At 73.6% G+C, this 20681-nt stretch carries 11 protein-coding genes; 2 read left to right on the top strand and 9 right to left on the bottom strand.

The features are described 5' to 3' along the window. Window positions 1-53: 53 nt before the first annotated feature. The 9 genes from ABZX85_RS26845 to ABZX85_RS26805 all read right to left on the bottom strand — a co-directional run bounded on the left by ABZX85_RS26845 (window position 54) and on the right by ABZX85_RS26805 (window position 17112). Complete coding sequence (locus ABZX85_RS26845) at window positions 54-1610, bottom strand: hypothetical protein (protein ID WP_355873495.1); 1557 nt, start codon at window positions 1608-1610, stop codon at window positions 54-56. 74 nt (window positions 1611-1684) lie between these two features. Beyond that, on the bottom strand, window positions 1685-3004 hold the full coding sequence (locus ABZX85_RS26840; RefSeq protein ID WP_355873493.1) for a hypothetical protein: 1320 nt from the start codon (window positions 3002-3004) through the stop codon (window positions 1685-1687). Continuing rightward, window positions 3001-5139, bottom strand: coding sequence for a CDP-glycerol glycerophosphotransferase family protein (locus ABZX85_RS26835; protein ID WP_355873490.1), 2139 nt, complete (start codon window positions 5137-5139; stop codon window positions 3001-3003). Before ABZX85_RS26835 ends, ABZX85_RS26840 begins: the two co-directional genes overlap by 4 nt. 1 nt (window position 5140) lies before the next feature. Next, the gene (locus ABZX85_RS26830; protein WP_355873488.1) at window positions 5141-7306 is read right to left on the bottom strand and encodes a CDP-glycerol glycerophosphotransferase family protein; all 2166 of its coding nucleotides are present in this window, start codon (window positions 7304-7306) and stop codon (window positions 5141-5143) included. A 60-nt stretch (window positions 7307-7366) separates the two neighbouring features. Then, window positions 7367-9610 carry a bifunctional glycosyltransferase family 2 protein/CDP-glycerol:glycerophosphate glycerophosphotransferase gene (locus tag ABZX85_RS26825; protein ID WP_355873486.1) on the bottom strand — a complete coding sequence of 748 codons (2244 nt, stop codon included), beginning with the start codon at window positions 9608-9610 and terminating at the stop codon, window positions 7367-7369. A gap of 176 nt (window positions 9611-9786) precedes the next feature. Further along, complete coding sequence (locus tag ABZX85_RS26820; RefSeq protein WP_355873484.1) at window positions 9787-10629, bottom strand: carbohydrate ABC transporter permease; 843 nt, start codon at window positions 10627-10629, stop codon at window positions 9787-9789. After that, the gene (locus ABZX85_RS26815; RefSeq protein ID WP_355873482.1) at window positions 10626-11906 is read right to left on the bottom strand and encodes a sugar ABC transporter permease; all 1281 of its coding nucleotides are present in this window, start codon (window positions 11904-11906) and stop codon (window positions 10626-10628) included. Before ABZX85_RS26815 ends, ABZX85_RS26820 begins: the two co-directional genes overlap by 4 nt. A gap of 40 nt (window positions 11907-11946) precedes the next feature. Further along, complete coding sequence (locus ABZX85_RS26810; RefSeq protein WP_355873480.1) at window positions 11947-13320, bottom strand: ABC transporter substrate-binding protein; 1374 nt, start codon at window positions 13318-13320, stop codon at window positions 11947-11949. Window positions 13321-13542: 222 nt separating this feature from the next. Continuing rightward, window positions 13543-17112, bottom strand: coding sequence for an FHA domain-containing protein (locus ABZX85_RS26805; RefSeq protein ID WP_355873580.1), 3570 nt, complete (start codon window positions 17110-17112; stop codon window positions 13543-13545). Between the two features lie 435 nt (window positions 17113-17547). On the opposite strand from ABZX85_RS26805, the gene ABZX85_RS26800 reads away from it, so the two are divergent. After that, window positions 17548-19314 carry a serine/threonine-protein kinase gene (locus ABZX85_RS26800; RefSeq protein WP_355873477.1) on the top strand — a complete coding sequence of 589 codons (1767 nt, stop codon included), beginning with the start codon at window positions 17548-17550 and terminating at the stop codon, window positions 19312-19314. Window positions 19315-19449: 135 nt separating this feature from the next. Continuing rightward, the gene (locus ABZX85_RS26795; RefSeq protein WP_355873474.1) at window positions 19450-20679 is read left to right on the top strand and encodes a serine/threonine-protein kinase; all 1230 of its coding nucleotides are present in this window, start codon (window positions 19450-19452) and stop codon (window positions 20677-20679) included. The last annotated feature ends 2 nt before the right edge of the window (window positions 20680-20681 follow it).

Genomic DNA, 20681 nt, shown 5'->3' with positions numbered 1-20681 from the left:
GGCCCGCCCTCCGGTACCCCTCCGCTTCGGCACCCGCCCCTCCGCCACCCCCGCTAATACCCCACCCGCGCCAGCACCTCCCCCGTCCGCCTGCTCCACGCCACCACCACCGCCTCCCCGGGCACCCGATGCCACCGCGTCAGCAGCAGCCACCGCACGTGGTACCGCCGGCCCAGCGCGGCCCGTTCGGCGGGACCGGTCGTGGGGGCCAGGTACGCGCGCACGTCCGCGAGCCGCGCCGCCCGCACCTCCTCGGCGACCGACGCGTCCGGCCACACCGGCGCGGCCAGGTTCGCGCCGTACCCGGCGATCGCGTGGACCGCGTGGTAGCCGTCGGTGACGACGACCTCGCCGGGCCGGATGTGCCGGGCGGCCCAGTCGTACGACGGCCAGTCCGGGGGCTGGTCGAAGCCGACGGGGTCCAGCGCGCGCGGGACGACGGCGCCGGCCTGCACCGTCCAGAACCCCGCACAGGCGGCGACCGCCGCGCACACCGCGAGGACCCGGCGCCCGGGGGCCCAGGGCCGGGGCGCCGCCAGCTCCACGGCCAGGGCGAACTGGAGCGGCACCAACGCGAGCCCCAGCACGCGCCCGTACGTGTAGTGCCCGCTCACCCACCCGTACGCCACCACCGCGCACTCCAGGACGAACAGCAGCACCAGGGGATCGCGCGCCGAGCGCCGAGCCCGCGCCCACAGCGCCGGGAGGCCGAGCAGGGCGAGCCAGAAGTGGCCCCACAGGTCGACGTACAGGCGCTTGTGGATGCCGTCGACACCGGTGTCCCCGGCCAGCGCGAACACGTCGTACCAGGGCCAGGCCGCCGCCACGGCGAGGGCCACGGCACCGGCCGTCGCCCAGCGCGCGAGCGCGCCCGAGCGCCACGCCCGCTCCCAGCCGAGGACGAAGGCGGCACCCCCGAGGAACGCGGCCACGGCGGTGATCGGATGCACCAGGAGGATCACCCCGTACAGCGCCCCCACGGCGGCGTACCCGGTGAAACCGCGCATCCCGCGCGGGCCGACGAAACGCACCCGGCGCGCGTCACGCGCGCGTGCACCCGTCAGGGCCCACGCCCAGAAGGTCAGCCCGACGGCGAACGCGGATGGGTACGGCAGCGTCCCGGTCATCGACATCAGGCCCAGATAGCCGCTCCACCAGGCGCGGTCGGTGCCCCACAGGAGCGTCATCGCGGCCAGCGCCAGCACGGGCGCCCAGGGGCGCGGCGTCAGCACCCGCACGAGCCGGCCGAGCCCGGTGAGCAGCACCAGCAGATTCAGCGGGGCCGCGAGCCGCAGCACCTCCCAGCCCGTCAGCCCGGTGAGCCGCGCGAACACCGCCTGCGCGAGCGCGTACGGCGAGTAGTACGGGCTGCCCGTACCCGGCAGGTCGGCCGTCGGGTGGCGCGGGTTCAGCAGATCCGCCTTCAGCCGCTCGATCACCGCCGCGTGCTGCCCGGCGTCGCAGCACAGGGGCACCCGCCAGCACGCCAGCGTCATCACCAGGAAGAACCCGAACCCGGCCACCTGATAGGGGCTCGGCCGCCACACCCGGCCACCGCGCAACGCCGTCGCCCCGCGCGCGGGACGACGGGTCAGGGCGTCGGCGCTCACCGGGTGGGGGACAGGAGGGGGATCAGCGGCATTCCGAGTGTCTTCCCGGCGCGGGGAGCGGCTTTAGCTGACGATCACCCGGTCGGGTGATCGCACAAGCGGGCCTCGCCCTCCCGCGCGGAAGCGACCTGCGCCGGCCTCTCGCCCTCCCGCGTCGAAGCGCCCTCCACCGGCTCCCCGCCACCCCGCACCCCGCTCCCCGGCCTCTCCAGCAACAACGGCACCCCCACCACCGCCACCACCCACACCAGCACGACCAGCCGTCCGCCCCAGATCCCGATGTCCGGATGCCCCGCCTGCGTCAGCACTCCCGTGCCCGCCGCGCCGACCGCGAACACCCCGAACGCCCGCCGGCGCAGCACCCCCCACACCCCGGCCGCGACGGAGACGAGCAGCAACGGCTCCCACAACTGCCGCCGCAGCCACTCCACCCAGAAACGCGCCTCCAGACGCAGCAGCTCCGCCCACGGCCGCGCCCGGTCGGGGTCCGCGAAATGCCCGGTCAGCAGGTCCTGCACGCTCTCCGAGGCCGACGGAAAGTGCAGCAGCCGGGCCAGCAGCACCACCCCCAGCGCCCCGCCGAACCCCACCCCGGCGACCGCGAGCACCCGGCGCGGACGCCACAAGAACCAGCAAACGGTTGCTGCAACCCCGAGGCACACCCCGAGGAACAGCGCCTGCGCGTGCTTGACGGTGAACAGCGCGGCCAGCGCCGCGCCGATCAGCCAGAGCCCCGCGCCGCCCCGCCGGCCCTCCAGGACGAGCGCGCACCCCCACAGCGCCGCCAGGGTGAGCGCCAGCAGCAGGCCCTCGGTCATCGGGCGCATCGCGGTCGTGCCGACCGGCAGGACGTAGTACAGGCCCTGCCCGGTCAGGCAGGCGAACGGCGGGGCGCGCAGCGTCCGCAGGATCAGGAACACCAGCAGCCCCCCGAGGACGGCCACGGTCACGCTCGCCGCCCACACCCCCCACGCCACCCCGAGCACCGCGAGGAACGGCACGAGATACACCGGATACCCGGGCCGCGCCTCGAAGATCCGCATGAACCGCGCGGACGCGAACGGCACGGTCCGGCCCCCGGCCTGGCCCGCCCGCAGCCGTGCGTCGACCGCCCGCCACTCCTTCGCCCGGCACCGGGCGGCGACCCGCGCCCCCGGGTCCGGCTCGCGGAACCGGGTGACGTCCACCCCCTGCCGCCGCGAGGCCGTCGCACCCCGGCCCGCGCACACGTAGTCGATCGTCGCCGAGGCGGCGGCCCGCTTGCCGTCACCGCTCAACGACAGCGCGTACGACAGGTAGTTCTTCGTGTCGGGCGTGTCCCGCCCTGTGACATTGGCGAGTTGGCACACGGCGAACAGCGCCGCCAGCAGCCACGCCCAGGTCCGCGTCCTCACCCCGGTTCGCCGAAGCCCGGTTCACCGAGCAGCAGGGTCCTTACGACGCGCTCGGCGGCGCGCCCGTCGTCGAACGCGCAGAACCGCTCCCTGAACTCCTTTCGCAGCAGCGCCGATTCCTCGTCCCGCCAGCTTCCGGACGCGAACAGTGCCGCCAACTCGCTTTGGTTGCGGGTGACATGGCCGGGCGGTTCGGCGGTGACGTCGAAGTACAGGCCCCGCGCGGCGGTGTACGTGGCGAGGTCGTCGGCGTGGACGACGATCGGGCGGTCCAGGTTGGCGTAGTCGAACATCAGGGCCGAGTAGTCGGTGACGAGGACGTCCGACGCCAACATGACGTCCTCGACGTGGAGTTCGTCCGTCGCGTCGACCAGCACCCCGCGCCGGTGCAGCTCGGTGAGCCCCATCCCGCGCACCGGGCCCGCCGCGAGCGAGGGGTGCAGGCGGACGACGAGGGTGTGGCCCTCGCCGAGGCCGGCGGCGAACCGGGCGAGGTCGATCCGGTCGACGTGCCCGCCCCGGACATGGTCGCGGCGGGTCGGGGCGTACAGGACGACGGTGTGCCCGGCCGGGATGCCGAGCCGCTCCCGGACGGCAACTCCCTTGTCGGGTACGGCGGTCACGAGGACGTCGTTGCGCGGGCTGCCGGTACGCGCCGACGTGAAGTGGCACGGGTAGGCCCGCTCCCACACTAGTTCCGAGTGCAGGTTGGCGACCAGGCTGTGGTCCCAGCGGTCGGCCTGGCGCAGCGTCCTCGGCACGTCGAGGCCGTAGCGGGCGCCGGGTTTGGTGAGGAGGTCGGCGGCCATGAACTTGAGCGGGGTGCCCTGGTGGGTGTGGATGTGCGTGCTGCCGGGGCGCTTCACGAGACCGGCGGGCCAGGTGACGTTGTTGACGAAGCAGGAGGCCCTGAGGGTCAGTTGACGGTAGGCGCGGGAGTCGGGCAGGACGCGCTCCACGCCCTCCGGGACCGGCGTCGCCTCGTCCCGGACGACCCACACCCCGCGCAGGTGCGGGGCGATCTCACGGGCCTTGTGGTAGATCGCGGCCGGGTCGCCCAGGACACCTCGGTGCGAGAACGCCGAGTACAGCACCAGGTCGGGGTCCAGTGGCCGGTTCAGCCGGGCCCTGGCGACTGTCCGGCGCGCCCGGGGCACGGCCGCCTTCCGCAGCCGCTCGCGGAGCGCTTCGGCGCGGCGCCGGGCGAGGTAGGCGGCCCAACTCCCGTACAGCACCCGCAGTTCGGGCGGGATCGACTCCTCGTCCGGGCGGTGCGCGCGGAACAGTTCGGCCGTGCGGCGGAAGAACTCGGCCCTGTCGGCGGGCGGCAGCCGGTTCGGCCTGCCGAGGATGTCTAGGCAGTGCTCGCCCAGCTTGCGGTGCAGGAACGGACGCCAACTCGCCAGCTCAGGACGGGAGTCGAGGAACGCGAAGACACGGCCGTACTGCTCGTGGACGTCGAAGTGCCGACGGCTCGTGGTGGACAGGATGCTGCCCTGGCGGCGCTGGCGGTAGAGCACGCAGATCCGGTCGAGCAGCGCAATCCGCTCGGCGCCGAACAGCAGCGGGAACGTCCACGGCGTGTCCTCGTAGTAGCCCGGCGGGAACGCGAGGCCCTCCCGCTCGACGAAGTCGCGGCGCTGCACCTTGTTCCACGCGACCATCATCAGGTCGAGGATCTCCGGGAGTTCGGCCGCCGAGAACACCCCGTCGGTCCGCGCCAGCACCGGCGCGAGGACGTTCCTGCGCAGACCGCCCCACCAGTAGGAGCGCGCGTAGTCGAAGACCAGGACGTCCGGGTCGCCGCTCTCCGCGAGCCGGTCCGCGATCGCCGCGAGGGCGCCGGGGGTGAGGGTGTCGTCGCTGTCGAGGAAGAACAGGTAGTCGCCGCGCGCCAGTCGCATCCCCGCGTTGCGGGCGGGGCCGAGGCCGCCGTTCTCCGGCAGGTGCAGCACCCGCACCCGCTCGTCGCGGGCCGCGTACGCGTCGAGGATCGCGCCGCTGTCGTCCGGCGAGCAGTCGTCGACGGCGATCACCTCGAAGTCCCCGAAGGATTGCTCCAACAGCGAGTCCAGACACTCCCGCAGGAAGCTCCGGACCTGGAAGCAGGGCACGATCACACTGAGACGAGGCACGTCAGCTCCTTACGGGCGAGGCCGACGGGGCGGGGGTGCGCTCCGCGAGCGGGATCAACGGCGGGAGGGATTCCGGGGGTTCGCCCAGCAGCACCCGGCGGACGACCCGCTCGGCGGCCCGCCCGTCGTCGAACTCGCAGAAACGGGACCGGAATTCGGCTCGCAGCGCCGTCGACTCCTGCGACGCGTACGTCCTCTCGGCGAAGATCCGGGCCAGTTCCTCCGGTGTCCGCGCCACCGGCCCCGGCGGCGCCCCGGGCAGGTCGAGGTACACGCCCCGCGTCTCGGCGTACACCTCCCAGTCCGGGACGTACACCACGATCGGCCGGTCCAGGTTGGCGTAGTCGAACATGATCGACGAGTAGTCCGTCACCAACACATCGGCGGCCAGGCAGACTTCCTCGGCCGACGGATGCCCGGTGACGTCGATGACCCGGTCCGTGCCGGGCCGGTGGCCACGGCCGTAGTAGTAGTGCGCCCGCAGCAGGACGACGACGTCCTCACCGGCCGCCGCGCCGAACTCCGCGAGATCCAGGCCGGGTTCGAAGCCCGCGTGGTAGTCGCGGTACGTCGGGGCGTACAGGACGGCCGTCCTGCCGTCGGGAACACCCAACGTCCTTCTGATCGCGGCGACTTGGTCGGCGGTCGTCGTGTAGAGGACGTCGTTGCGCGGATAGCCGTACTCCAACTGCTGGTAGGAGCTGGGGAAGGCGCGCTCCCAGACCCGGGTGGAGTGGCTGTTGGAGGAGAGGTTGAAGTCCCAGCGGTCCACCTTGCGCATCAGGGTCGTGTAGCTGCCGGTGACCGAGGCGACCACCGGGTACGTCGCCTGGTCGACGCCCATCTTCTTCAAGGGGGTGCCGTGCTGGGTCTGGAGGTGGACGCTGCCCTCCCGTTTCACCACGGCCGCCGGGAAGTTGGCGTTGTTCACCAGGTAGGCGGCCGTGGCCAGCAGCTCCCCGGCGCGCCGGCTGCCCAGCGTCGCGTACTCGACCCCCTCGGGGACTGTGTGCTCCCAGCCGCGCTCGACCAGGAACACCGACCTGATGTGCGGGGCGAGCCGGCCCGCCTCGGCGTGGATCGCCGCCGGGTTGCAGACGTACCCCCGGCCCCAATAGGCGCAGTACACCGCCAGGTTGGGGTCCAGCGGCGGCAGCGCGGCCGGGCGTCTCCAGCGCGGCAGCCTCAGCCCAGTCGCCTTCCGGCGGGCCCGCTGCACCGCCCCGAACAGCGTGAACGCGCCCGCCGCCAGCAGGAGATGCTGCACCCCGAGACTCCCCCCGGGCCGGCGGAACCCGGCGGGCCGGTACCGCCGGTACATCCGCCCCGCCCGCCGGAAGAAGGCCCGCCGCCGCCACCCCGTGAGCCGGCCGGGGTGCGCGGCGGTCTTGAGGACGGCGGCGAAGAGCTGCGCGAACAGCGGCCCCGACCGCTCCGGAGCGAGCTTCAGCCCCACCGCCCGCCACAGCACCAGCTCCGCCTGGTCGAGGAGTTGGAGGTGATGCTCCCCCGGCAGATTCAGCCGCCCGCCCTGCCGCCGCAGCAGATGCCGTACGACCACCTCGCGCAGCAGCGCGACCCGCTCGGCGTGCAGCGCCACCAGACCACCGAAGCCGACGTCCGTGAAGTGGCCCTCGGGGAACTCGATCTGATGGTCCGCCAGGAAGGCCCGCCGGTACACCGCGCTCCACGCGGGCTGCTGGACGCCGGTGAGGTGCGGGGCCTGCGCCGGGCCGAACACCCCTTTCGGCGCGCGGGACTTGGCCGTCGGGTTGGTGGGCTCGCCCTCCCACCACGGGAGGCGTTCGTGCTCGACGTGCAGGACGTCCAGCTCGCCGGTCTCCTTGAGACGCGCGGCCACGGCGGTCAGCGCGTCCGGCGTGAGCCGGTCGTCGCCGTCCAGGAACAGCACGTACGTCCCGCGCGCCGCGCGCAGACCGGTGTTGCGGGCCCCGGGCAGCCCGGCCGACGGCGGCGAGTGGACCGGGACGACCCGGACGTCCCGCTCGGCGTACCCGGCGGCCACCGTCGCCGCCGGACAGTCGGGGCCGTCGCAGACCGGGAGCACCTCGAAGTCCCAGAAGCGCTGGGCGAGTACGGAGTCCAGCGCGAGCGCGAGCCGGCCCGCGACGCCGTGGGACGGGACGATGACGCTGAAACGGGGCATGCCGGTCTTCCTGTGGTCTTGCCGGTCCGGACTGCGACTTCCTCGGGACGGGCCGTGGTCTCAACTGCCCTGCGGCGACAGGGAGTCGACCCCGGCCGGGCGGGGGACACCGGGCCGCGCCGAGGCGGCCGGCGCCCGCCCCGCCGGGGGGACGAACGGGGGCAGCGACGCCGTGTCCTCGCCCAGCACGACCCGCCGTACGACGCGTTCGGCGGCGTGGCCGTCGTCGTACGGGCAGAAGCGGTCGCGGAACGCGGCGCGCAGTTCGGCGGAGCGGGAGCCGCGCCAGTGGCCGGTGGCGAAGATGTCGATCAGCTCGTCCTCGCTGCGGGCGACCGCGCCGGGCGGGAAGGCGCGCAGGTCGAAGTAGGTTCCCCGGGCCGCCTCGTACGCCTCCCAGTCGTCCGCGTGGACGACGATCGGCCGGTCCAGGACCGCGTAGTCGAACATGATCGACGAGTAGTCCGTGACGAGCGCGTCCGCCGCGAGACAGAGGGACTCGACGCTCGGATGGCCGGTGACGTCGATGACCCGGCCGCCGCGCGGCAGGACGTCCGGCTGCCAGTAGTGGGCGCGGGCCAGGACCGTGAAGCCCTCGCCGAGCCGGGCGAGGACCCGCTCCAGGTCGAGGGAGACGCGCTGCGAGCGGCGGTAGTCGCGGTGGGTGGGGGCGTAGAGGATCGCGACCGTGTCGTGCGGGATGCCGAGCGAGGCGCGGATGCGTGCCACGTCGTCCGAAGTCGCTTGCAGGAGAAGGTCGTTGCGCGGGTAGCCGGTCTCCAGGGTCTGGTAGCCGCCCGGGTAGACCCGCTCCCATGTGAGCGTGGTGTGGCGGTTCGCGGAGAGGACGTAGTCCCACTTGTCGACGCCCCGCAGCAGCTCCGCGAAGTCCAGGTCGCGGCCGGCCGCCGGGTGGTCCTGGAGGTCGAGGCCCATGTGCTTGAGCGGGGTGCCGTGCTGGGTCTGCACGAAGACCTGGCCGGGCCGTTTGACCAGCCTGCGGTCGAAGTTGACGTTGTTCACGAGGTACTTGGAGCGGGCCAGCGCCGTCCAGTGGGCGGCCGTGCCGGGCGTGACGCGGCGGGGGCCCGGCGGAATCGTGTGCTGGTGCTCCGAGTCGGCGATCCACGCCGTGCGGACGTGCGGCGCGAACACCCGGAACGCGGACTCCAGGGCCGCCGGGTTGCAGGCGTATCCGCGTCCCCAATAGGCCGAGAACACCGCCGAGTTGCCGCGCAGAGGGAGCTTCAGCTGAATGCGGTAGTGGAGTTGGAGGAGCGCGGCCCGAAGAGCGCGCCGGGCCTGCGAGTTGAACTTCCGGACCCGGCCGCGCAGGGCCGTCGCCGACTGGACGGCCCGGTAGGTGCGGTGCAGGCCGAAGTGGACCAGGGAGTGCCGCAGCCGGGAACGCAGCGGGACCTTCGCGCCGGGGACCCGGTAACGGCGGTAGTGCGTACGGGCGGTGCGGAGGAACTCGGCGCGGGCGTCCTCGGGGAGCCGGCCCGGCCGGGTGAAGACCGTGGAGAGGTGGTCGACCATGCGGCGGAACAACACCGGCCGCCAGCGCGCGAGTTGCGGGCGCTGGTCGATGAACGCGAAGACCCGGTCGTACTGGTCGAAGACGTCGAAGTGCCGGCGGCTCGTCGTGGAGAGGATGTTGCCCTGGCGGCGCTGCCGGTAGTGCACGCAGACGCGGTCCAGGGTCGCGATCGACCCGGCGGCCATCAGGGCCGGATAGGTCCAGGGCGTGTCCTCGTAGTAGCCCGGCGGGAAGGAGAGGCTCTCGCGGGCGGCGAAGTCGCGGCGGACCGCCTTGTTCCAGGCGACCATCAGGACCCGCAGCAGCCCCGGCCGGTCCTCCAGAGTGAACGGCGCCGGACCCAACTCGCTGAGCTGGTCCGCGAATCGGTCCCGGACCCGGTCGCCCGTCCAGTGGACGCTCGCGTAGTCGTAGACCAGCACCTCCGGCTCGCCCGTCTCCGTCAGCCGGTCGGCGATCGCCCGCAGCGCGTCCGGGGTGAGGGTGTCGTCCCCGTCGAGGAAGACCAGGTAGTCGCCGGTGGCCCGCGCGATCCCGGCGTTGCGGGCGGCGCCGAGACCGGCGTTCTCCGGCAGGCGCAGCGCGTTCACCCGGGCGTCCCGGGCGGCGAACTCGTCGATGATCTCGCCGCAGGCGTCCGGCGAGCCGTCGTCCACGGCGATCAGCTCGAAGTCCCGGTACGACTGGGACAGGACGGATTCGAGGCACTCGTGGAGATACGCCTGAACCTTGTACGCGGGGACGATGACACTGAACCTGGGCAAGGGGGACATCCATGGGTCGGCGCGGGCGTTCTGCCCGGCAACGCGCTCCCACGTGCGTTGGTTACGCAGGGTTACGGCATCCGGGGGACGCGCCGTGCGCGAGACGGCCGACGCGCCCCCGGGTTGTGCAACCGCTTGCCGAAACACGGCCGGCTGTCTCGCCGCACCGGGACCGGCTACTTCACCGCCCCCGCCATCACCCCCGACACGAACTGCCGCTGGAACGCGAAGAACACGGCCAGCGGGATCACCATCGAGATGAACGCGCCCGGCGCCAGCACGTCGATGTTGTTGCCGAACTGCCTCACCTGCGTCTGGAGCGCCACCGTGATCGGCTGGCTGTCGGCGTCCGTGAAGACCAGCGCGATCAGCATGTCGTTCCACACCCACAGGAACTGGAAGATGCCGAGGCTCGCGATCGCCGGACCCCCCAGCGGCAGCACGACCCGTGTGAACAGCCGGAGTTCACCCGCCCCGTCGAGCCGCGCCGCCTCCAGCAGTTCACGCGGGATCTCCGCGAAGAAGTTGCGCAGCAGGAACACCGCGAACGGCAGCCCGAACCCGGTGTGGAACAGGATCACCCCGAACACCGAGCCGAACAGCCCCAGTTTCCCGAAGAGTTCGGCGATCGGGATCAGCGCCACCTGCACCGGCACGACCAACAGGCCCACCACGCCCAGGAACCACCAGTCCCGCCCCGGGAACTCCATCCACGCGAACGCGTACCCCGCGAGCGCCCCGATCACGACGACCAGCACGGTCGCCGGCACGGTGATCAGCACGGTGTTGAGGATCGAGTCCGTGATGTCACTGTTCTCCAGCAGCTTCTCGTAGCTGGAGAACGTGAGTCGGGACGGTTCCTCGAACACCTTCCACCAGCCGCTGGCGCTCATCTCGTCCGGCGCCCGCAGCGACGACAGCAGCAACCCGATCGTCGGCACGAGCCAGAACAGCCCGACGACGACCAGGAAGACGCGTACGGCACCGCTGTTGACCTTCTCGACCAGTTTCGCGATCACCGCCGCACCTCCCGCCGCAGCCGCCGTACGTTGAACCACATCACCGGGATGACGAGCAGCAGCAGGAACACCGCGATGGCGCTCGCGACCCCCGGCTGGTCCTCGGAGAATCCCTTGCGGTACAGCTCCAGCGCGAGGACGTTCGCGTCGTCCTGCGAGGAGCCCGGGGCGATGATGAACACCAGGTCGAACACCTTCAGCACGTTGATCATCAGCGTGACGGTGACGACCGCGAGGACCGGCGCGAGCATCGGCACGGTGATCCGCCGGAACACCTGCCACTCGTTCGCCCCGTCCACCCGCGCGGCCTCCATCAACTCCCTTGGCACCGAGGCGAGTCCGGCGGCGATCAGGACCATCGCGAACCCGGCCCACATCCAGATGTACGAACCGATGATCGCCGGGGTCACCAACGACGGGCCCAGCCAGTCGAGTCCGTTGTAGGGCGCCCCGAAGTTGCTGCCGGGGAGCCGGAGTTGAGCCCCGTCGGCGGAGGCGGGAAGCGTGAAGGAGCCGTCGGCCCCCGCCTCGGCCGAGGCGACGACCTTGCCGTCCTTCACCGCCTCGACCTTCATCCCGGCGTACCCCAACTCGGCCGGGTCCGGCTGCCCGAGGCGTCCGACGCCCTTGCCGCGCGTGAAGTCCTGCCAGGTCGTGCCGGTGACCTTGCCCAGTTGCGGCGCCTTGACCACGGCACGTCTCGCGTCGTCCGGCAGCTGGTCCGGAGCGACCCCGACCAGCGGCAGCAGCACCGAATCACCCATCCGCACCGGAGACTTGGTGATGAAGCCGTCCCCCTCGGCGACCAGCGGCGAGTCCCGCCCCGGGTGCGCCTTCGGGAACGCCGAGGACTGGGCGAACGTGTCGTGCACGCCCACCCAGACCGCGTTGGCGACACCCTTGTCCGGGTCCTGGTCGTACACCAGCCGGAAGATGATCCCGGCGGCCAGCATCGAGATCGCCATCGGCATGAAGACGACCAGCTTGAACGCCGTTCCCCAGCGCACCCGTTCGGTCAGCACCGCGAAGACCAGACCGAGCGCGGTCGTCAGGGTCGGCGCGAAGACGACCCAGATGACGTTGTTCTTCAGGGCCGTTCGGATTCCGTCGTCCGAGAAGAGCGACTTGTAGTTGTCGATCCCGGCGAAGGAATCGCCGGACTGGTCGTAGAAACTCCTGACGACCGAGTACCCGATCGGGTAGACCACGAGCGCGCCGAGCAGCACCAGGGCCGGCAGCAGGAACAGCGCCGCGACCGTTCTCCTGGTGCCGGTCACACTCTTTCCGCCGGGCGTGGCCGACTTGGCCGACACCACGTCAGTTCCCGTACGCGGCAGCTGCGTTCGCTTCGAGCTTCGCCTGCGCGCCGGCCACGTCGGAGGGTTTCATCAGGAAGTCCTGGAGGTCCTTCCACTCGCCTTTCCCCGGTGTCCCGCCGAACGCCTGCGGCGCCTGGTCGGACATGTCGAAGCGGAAGTCGTCCCCCGCCTTGATCAGCGCCTCGGCGATCGTGCGCTGCACGTCGTTCGGGTACGCCGAGAACGGCACGCTCTTGTTCGGCGAGAGGTACCCCCCCAGCCCCGCGTGGATGACCGCCGCGTCCGGCGAGGCGAGGAACGCCGCGAGGGCCTGCGCGCCCGGCGAGTCCTTGAAGATCACCGCCGCGTCGCCGCCCGAGACGACCGGCGCGGTGGAGCCGACCTTCGGGAACGGGAACACCTTCGCGTCCGTGCCGATCTTCGCCTTCGTCTGGCCGATGTTGACCTGCACGAAGTCACCCTCGTAGACCATTGCCGACTTCGGCTGGTCGCCGCCGGTGAACGTCTGCGTCACCGAGTTGGGGAACTGGAGTTGCAACGAGCCGCTCGCGCCGCCCGCCAGGTAGTCCTGTTTCCCCCAGATTTGTGCAAGCGTTTTCAGCGCCTGCGCGACCGATGGGTCCGTCCACTTGATCTCGTGCTTGGTGAGCTGGTCGTACTTCTCGGGGCCCGCCTGCGAGAGGTAGACGTTCTCGAACCAGTCGGAGAGCGGCCAGCCGTCCGCGCCCGGTACGGAGAACGGGGTCACCCCGGAGTCGTAGATCGTCTGCGCGGTGCTGAGGAGTTCGGGCCAGGTGTCCGGCGGGGTCGCGCCCGCGTTCTCGAAGACCTTCGCGTTGTACCAGACCAGCGATTTGTTGGCGGCCTTGTAGTAGACCCCGTACTGCTTGCCGCCCACCTTCCCGATGTCCTGCCAGCCCTGCGCGTAGTTCTTCTGGACCTCCTTGAGAGCCTCGCCCGTCACGGGTTTGGCCCAGCCCTTGTCGACCGCCTGCTTGATCGCGCCCGGCTGCGGGAGCAGCGCGATGTCCGGCGGTTTGCCGCCCGCGATCTTCGATCCCAGGAAGTTGATGATCGGGTCCTGCGCCGGGACGAACGTCACCTTCGCCCCGGTCCGCTTCTCGAACTCCGCCAGCACCTTCTTGAAGTTGGCCTGTTCGGCTCCTGTCCAGACGGCGGCGACCTCCAGCGTGGTGCCGTTCAGCTTGGGAAGGGTGAGGCCGCTTCCCGTCGTCTCCGTTCCCTTGCTGCTGCTGTCGCCGCTCGGTTTGTCGTCCCCGCCGTCGCCGCAGGAGGCGAGCGAGAGCGCGAGGGCCCCCGCGAGAAGGGTCGCGGTCGCTGTCTTCACGGTTCTGCCGGTGCTGCTGCGCATCACTGCCCCGTGGGTTTGCTGACTTGTGGACTTTGGTCCTACGGGTCTACGCCGGGTGGAGGGGGTCGGCAAGAGCGCATACGGTGTCAAGCGGGTGATTGTGACGGCGTCGTGATGACGGACGGTGCTTCCGGGGGCCGGAGTTGAGGATCTGTCAGCTCTCGTGCACCCCTCAGCTCTCGCGCGCCCCTCAGCTCTCGCACCGCCTCAGGCGCTGCCCTCTCAGCTCGTCAGCAGCGAAGCCACCTCCGCCGCCGACACCTCCTTCGCCGCCCGCTCCAGCGCGCTCGCCAGCAGCGCCAGGTCCGTCGGCCCGTTGCCCAGCTCGCGGACCGGGCGGCGGGTCGGCGGGTCGCCCATGCGGTGCCACTCCAGCGGCGTGACGGTCGGCCGCAGCGTCGCCGTGCGCGGGATGCGGCCGGTGACCCTGCCGCCCTGGAACGGCGCCGTACGGCCGTCCGGCGTGCCGAGCCGGCCCCGGCCCGCCACCGGGTCCTCCGCGGCCGTCCCGGGCGCCTCCAGCGTGACCCGCAGGGTCGCCTGCCGGGCGGGCTCGGACTCCGCCGTACGGCCCCCGGGGCCCGCCGCGGCCACCAGGTGCACGCCGAGCCGCGCGCCCTCCCGGGCGACGGCCTCCAACGCGCGCGTGACCGACCCGGCCGAGGGGCGGCCGGGGGAGCCGAGGGCGGGCGAGATCAGCGCGTCCAGGTCGTCGACCACCACGACCAGCCGGGGCAGCGGGGGCGCGGCGTCCGCCTCGCGGCGGGCCTTCGCGGCGTTCGGGCGCAGCCGCAGGGTCGTGCTGGGCGGGGCGTCCAGGTCGGCGGCGCCGGGGGAGTGCGGGGCGGTCTGGGGGGCCAGCGTCGGGCTCGCGGTGGCCCGGGAGCCGCCCGCGTGCGCGCTCTGGCCCGCGGCGACCTGCGCCGCGGCGCTGTGCGCGGGGGCGCTCTGGGCGGGGACGGACGCCGTGCCCTGCGGCGCCTGGTCCTGCGCCGGGCGCTGCGCGCTCTGCGGCGACGCCGCGCGCTGGTCGACCAGGCGGCCCGACAGCGTGCGGTGGGTGTGCCAGTCCGTGAAGTCGGTCCGGCCCAGCAGCTCGGCGCGGCGCTTCAGCTCGGCCGTCAGCGACTGGGCGAACTCCCGCATGACGACCGGGTCGTTGGCGGTCAGGTGGGTCGTGACGTGCGGCAGGTCCGTGCACACCCGCAGGCCCTCGCCGGAGCGGCCGATGCTGTCCCGGCCGTCCATCAGGACGACGCTCAGCCGGTCCGGGCGCTCGGCCGCCGCCAGCGACGCGACGATCGCCCGCAGCAGCTCCGTACGGCCGCTGCCGTCCGGGCCCTCGATCAGTAGATGCGGGCCGTCGGCGACGAGGTCGGCGAAGACCGGCCCGCGCGCGCCCGCGCCGAGGACGGCCAGCGCGCGTCCGCCGACCGCTTCGGCGTCGTCCGCGGCGTCCGCCCAGCGGGCCATCAGCGACGCCGGGGTGGCCCGCGCCAGCCCCAGTTCGTCCAGGAGGCGCGCGGACTGCGGCAGGGGGACCGCCACGCGCGCGTGCTTGTCGCCCGGCGCCGCGTCCGGCCGCAGCGGGGCCAGCGCCCGCGCGAACCGCTCGGCCCACGCGGCGGACACGGCGTCCACCGCGCCCGCGGTGCCCTCGCCCACGGGCCCGGCGCCCGGCGCGACCCGCGCGAGCCGCAGCACCGTCGCCACGTCTCCGCCGAGCAGCCCGACGGCCCCGCACTCCCGGAACAGCGGCACGACCGCGCACGCGGCCTCGTACGCCCCCGCCACGGGCAGCGTCAGCGACCCCGGGTCCGTCTCCGACAGCACCAGCACGTGCACCCCGGCCTCGGGCCCCCGCCGCACCAGCCGGACCAGCGCCTCGCGCAGCGCGGGCGTGCCGGGGTCGCCGTCCACCACGACGACGGCGTACGGCCCCGGGAACACCGGCGCGGCGTCGGGCCGCGCCCAGGAGGGGCGCCGTTCGGTGCCGGCCGGCCCTGGAGAGGCGGCGGCCGGCCCCCGGGACTGCGCCGGGAGGACCACTCCGGACGATGTACCGGTCCCGGGCGTCGCTCCGGCGCCCCGCGAGGGTGCGCCCGCGCGCGGGGTGTCGCGTTCGTCGAGCCGGCGCAGCAGCTCCTCCACGCGGGCCGTCGCCTGGTCGTGGTCGTGCGCCAGGAGGAGGCGGCAGTCCTGGGAGTGGGCCGGGCGGACGTGCGGCAGCCAGCCGAGCCAGGACCACTCGGCTACGCGCTCCTCCAGCGGGCGGGCCCGGTCGGTCGTCAGGAGCACGACCTCCAGGGCGTCCGGGGAGTGCAGCGCCGCGAACTGGGCGAGGACCGCGCGGGCCAGCCCCGACAGCCGGGGACGGGGACCGGCGAGCCCCAGCGCCCCCGCCTCGCGCAGGCCGGCGGTGACCGGGACGGCGGGCAGGACCGCGCCGTCGGCCGTCGTGCGGTCGGCGGTCGCGAGGCGGACCGTCAGGAACTCGGAGTGCTCCGGGGCGCGCTCCCACAGCCGGGGCCCCGGGCCCAGCGCGGTGAGCAGCAGGGCCGCCGGGTCGGGCCAGATCTCGGGGCCGGGCGCGGCGGTGGCCGTCGGCGCGTCCTCGGAGGCGCGGTCCTGCGCGTCGTCCTCCGGGCCGCCCGCTTCCTGCGCGCTCCGGTTCCCGGTCAGCCGGCGCGCCCACGCGGAGAGGCCCCCGCGCCTGCGGCCACCGCCCTGGGACGGCTCCTCCTGCGCGCCGTGCACACCGTCGCCCGCGCGTGCGCGCGCCACCTCGGCCTGCTCGGCGACGGACCCGAACCCGGAACGACCGCCGTGGGTCTCACCGGAGCCGGGCGCCGCGGCGTACGAGTCCGAGGCCCCGTCGGAAGCACCGGTGCCCCCACCGGAGCGCCTGCCGACCGGGCGGGCCCCTCCGGGAAGCGTCCCGTCGAACCGCGCCCGGCCGTCCCCGTCGGCACGCCCGTCCCCCGCGTGGCTCTCGATCCGAGGCGCACCCCCCTGTCCCGGCACCAGCCGCCCGGCGCCCGCGCCCGCGTGCGAGGGACGCGACGAACCCCACTCCGGGTCGAGAGCGCCGTATGCATGGGCCGTGGACCCGTTCTCGTGCTCCACGCGTGCGTGGGCGACGCGGACGTGGCCTTCGCCGTCCGGAGTGGTCGGTACCCGGGACGTCGCGTCGCCGGGAGGGGCCAGGCGGAGGGCGGACTCGCCGATGCGCAGGAGGGCGCCCGGGGGGAATTGGACGGGGCGGTCGGCGACGCGCGCGCCGTCGAGGGTGGTGCCGTTCGTGGAGCCCAGGTCGGTGACGGTGACGCGGCCGTCGGCGGAGAGGGTCACCGCGCAGTGCACGCGCGAGACGTCCGGGTCGTCCAGCGGGACGTCCGCCTCCGTGGAGCGGCCGACGCGGATCTGCCCGCCGTGCAGGAGGTGGACCCCGCCCGCGTCCGGGCCCGCCACGACGTGCAGGCGGGCCGGCGCGTCGTCGATCTCGGGGTGGGCCTCCGGGGCGGCGGGGGCGGCCAGGGAGAGGACGGCGCCGTCGGTCAGGGGCGGCTCGCCGAGCGTCGTACGCGTCGCGTCCAGCCGCTGCTCGCCCGCGTACAGGGCGACCGCCCCGCTTCCGGGGGCCTCGCCGGTCACGGCCGACGCCAGCGCGGAGGCGACCGCGGACAGCGCCGTACCCGCCGGTGCCGTCACCAGCACGTCGCGGCTCGCGGTCCGGCCCCGGCCCTCCGAGACCGGGGCCTGCGGGTCTACGACGGTCAGCCGGATCTGCATCGCCGTCAGCGGTCCCTTCTGCCCCGGGCGGAGGCTTCCCCCGCCCCGCACGAGCACGTCGGCCAGTACTGGGGGCATCCTCGCACCTGTCACTGACAACGTGGACGCCACCGGCCGCCGAGTGATCTTGATTGGTCGGCTCTGCCCGTAAAAGTGCCTGACGGATGTTCCGCCGATGATCACTTGAGATCCGTCACGTTTCGGGACCGGCAACCATCGGACCGCGGAACGCGTCTTTCCGGGGAAGCCGGGGGACTTCCCGGTCTTACCCGGTCATTCGCCGTCATGGAGTTGACAGGACGTCGGCAGGACCTCGAACGCGCGCGGGAGGACGCCCGTACCCATAGCAGGACGACAGCCCCCTCCGGGGGCCACAGCACTACAGTGGGTCGGAACATATGCAGGCACATCGGCAATCACCAGGGAGCGCGTGACGTGCGGCCAGTCGGCAGCAAGTACTTGCTTGAGGAGCCGCTCGGACGCGGCGCCACGGGCACCGTCTGGCGTGCCCGCCAGCGGGAGGCCGCGGGTGCCGAGGCCGCCGTGGCCGGACAGCCCGGTGAGACCGTCGCCATCAAGGTCCTCAAGGAGGAGCTGGCGAGCGACCCGGACGTCGTGATGCGGTTCCTGCGGGAGCGCTCGGTCCTGCTGCGCCTGACCCACCCGAACATCGTCCGGGTCCGTGACCTCGTCGTCGAGGGCGATCTGCTGGCCCTGGTCATGGACCTCGTCGAGGGCCCCGACCTGCACCGCTACCTCCGCGAGAACGGCCCCTTCAGCCCCGTCGCCGCCGCCCTGCTGACCGCCCAGGTCGCCGACGCGCTCGCGGCGAGCCACGCGGACGGCGTCGTCCACCGCGACCTGAAGCCGGCCAACGTCCTGCTGCGCCAGTACGACGGCCGGATGCACCCCCTGCTGACCGACTTCGGCATCGCCCGCCTCGCCGACTCCCCGGGCCTCACCCGCACCAGCGAGTTCGTCGGCACGCCGGCGTACGTCGCGCCGGAGTCCGCCGAGGGCCGCCCGCAGACCTCCGCCGTCGACATCTACGGCGCCGGCATCCTGATGTACGAGCTGGTCACGGGCCGTCCGCCGTTCGCCGGAGGCTCCGCCCTCGAAGTCCTCCACCAGCACCTGAGCGCCGAACCGCGCCGCCCCTCCACCGTCCCGGAACCCCTGTGGACGGTCATCGAGCGCTGCCTGCGCAAGGACCCGGCACAGCGCCCCGGCGCGCAGAGCCTCGCGCGCGCCCTGCGCATCGTCGCCGAGGGCATCGGCGTGCACGCGAACTCGATGCAGATCGCCGCCGCCGAGGGCGTCGGCCACATCCTCACGCCCGACCCGGCCCCCGCGGCCGTCCCCGGCGCCGACGGCTCCGCCGACCCCACACAGGTGCTGCCGCACAGCGCCCCCGGGGGCGCGTACGACCCGAACGCCGCCACCAGCGTGCTCCCGCACACCGGCGCGCCCCACCCCGCGGGCGCCGCCGACCCGACCGCCGTCCTCCCGCACACCGGCGCGGACCCCACGGCCGTCCTCCCGCCGGTCCCTCCGGGCCAGCAGCAGGGCCCCGGCCCGCAGGAGCCGCACCCCTGGCAGAACCAGCTGCGCGCGGCCCGGGACCGCAACGAACAGACGCAGGTCCAGTACCTCGACCCCGGCGAGGACCCGCTGCGCCGCCGCCCCCAGCGGCAGGTGGCCCGCCCCCAGCACCCGCAGCAGCCCCCGCAGGGCCCGCCGCACCAGGGCCCGCCCCCCGGGCGTCCGCCGCAGGGCCGCCCGCCCCAGGGGCGGCAGCAGGCCCCGTCCGCCCAGGCGTACGGCTACCAGCAGCAACAGGCGCCCCAGCAACAGCAGTACGCGCCCCCGCAGCCGCCTCCCCAGCAACAGCAACAGCAACAGCAGCGGTACGCGCCCGCGCCCGCGCCGGAGCGGCGGCGACCCGAGCGGCCCGCCCCCGAGCCGCGCGAGCGCGAGTCCCGCGAGCCGCGCCGGCGCAGCGCCAACCCGATGCGCATCCCGGGGCTCGGCTGCCTCAAGGGCTGCCTCTTCACGATCGTCATCCTGTTCGTCGCGAGCTGGCTGATCTGGGAGTTCTCCCCCCTCCAGGACTGGATCGGGAGCGGCAAGGGCTACTGGGACCAGCTGACCGACTGGTTCAACTCGGTCACCGGGTGGTTCGACACCCTGTCGGGGAACTGAACGGGCGGCCGAACGGGCAATTGATCGGCGAGTCTGGGGATTTGTCGACATCCGGCGGGTGATTTCCGCCTCCGCTGCGGAGGTTGGCTCCCCGGGCGCGTACGTTGTCTGCAACACGCGTCGGTAGGAGCAGTCTTGGCACGGAAGATCGGCAGCCGGTACACCGCCCACCAGATCCTCGGGCGGGGCAGCGCCGGCACGGTGTGGCTCGGTGAGGGTCCCGAGGGGCCCGTCGCGATCAAGCTGCTGCGCGAGGACCTCTCCTCGGACGAGGAGCTGGTCGGACGGTTCGTGCAGGAGCGCACGGCACTGCTCGGGCTGTCCCACCCGAACGTCGTCTCCGTCCGCGACCTGGTGGTCGACGGCAACGACCTCGCGCTCGTCATGGACCTCGTCCGGGGCACGGACCTCCGTACCCGCCTGGACCGCGACCGGCGGCTCGCCCCCGAGGCGGCCGTCGCGATCGTCGCCGACATCGCCGAGGGACTCGCCGCCGCGCACGCGGCAGGGGTCGTCCACCGCGACGTGAAGCCCGAGAACGTCCTCCTGGACATGCAGGGACCCCTCGGACCCGGCGGGTCCCACCAGGCGCTCCTGACGGACTTCGGCGTCGCGAAGCTGATCGACACGCCGAAGCGGACCAAGGCCACGAAGATCATCGGCACGCCCGACTACCTGGCCCCCGAGATAGTCGAAGGGCTCCCCCCGCGCGCGTCCGTCGACATCTACGCCCTCGCGACGGTCCTCTACGAACTCCTCGCCGGCTTCACCCCGTTCGGCGGCGGCCACCCCGGAGCCGTCCTGCGCCGGCACGTCACCGAGTCCGTCGCGCCCCTGCCCGGCATCCCCGACGAGCTGTGGCAGCTCCTCGTCCAGTGCCTCGCCAAGGCGCCCGCCTCGCGCCTGCGCGCCTCCGAGCTGGCCGCGCGGCTGCGCGAGCTGCTGCCGTCCCTCGCCGGGATGCCGCCCCTGGACGTCGACGAACCCGAGACCGAGCCCGCGGAGGCGGCACCGGACGACGCGGAGGCGGACGCCACCCCCCGGGGCGCCGTCCGCCGGGGCGCCGTACCGCTCGTGCCCGGCGCCAAGCCCGACTCCAACCGGGACACCCACACCTCGATGCGCGTCCCCGCGGCCGACGAGCTGGCGGGCGGTGCGCACGGCACCGCGCGCGTGCCGCGCGCCTCCGGCGCTCCCCGGCCGGGCTCCGCGCGCAACCGGCCCGCCGCCCGCCGCCGTCGCGTCGTCATCGGCGTCGCCGGGGTCGCGGTCGCCGCCGCCGTGGGGGTGGGCGCCTGGTTCGCGACGTCGGACGGCTCGGCGCCCGCGCAGGAGACCGGGAACACCTCGCCCGCCGCCCCCTGAGG

Origin of the sequence: Streptomyces sp. NPDC004539 (genome assembly GCF_040610055.1) — a bacterium.
Classification (GTDB): Bacteria; Actinomycetota; Actinomycetes; order Streptomycetales; family Streptomycetaceae; genus Streptomyces.
This window is presented reverse-complemented; position numbering and strand designations above follow the sequence as displayed.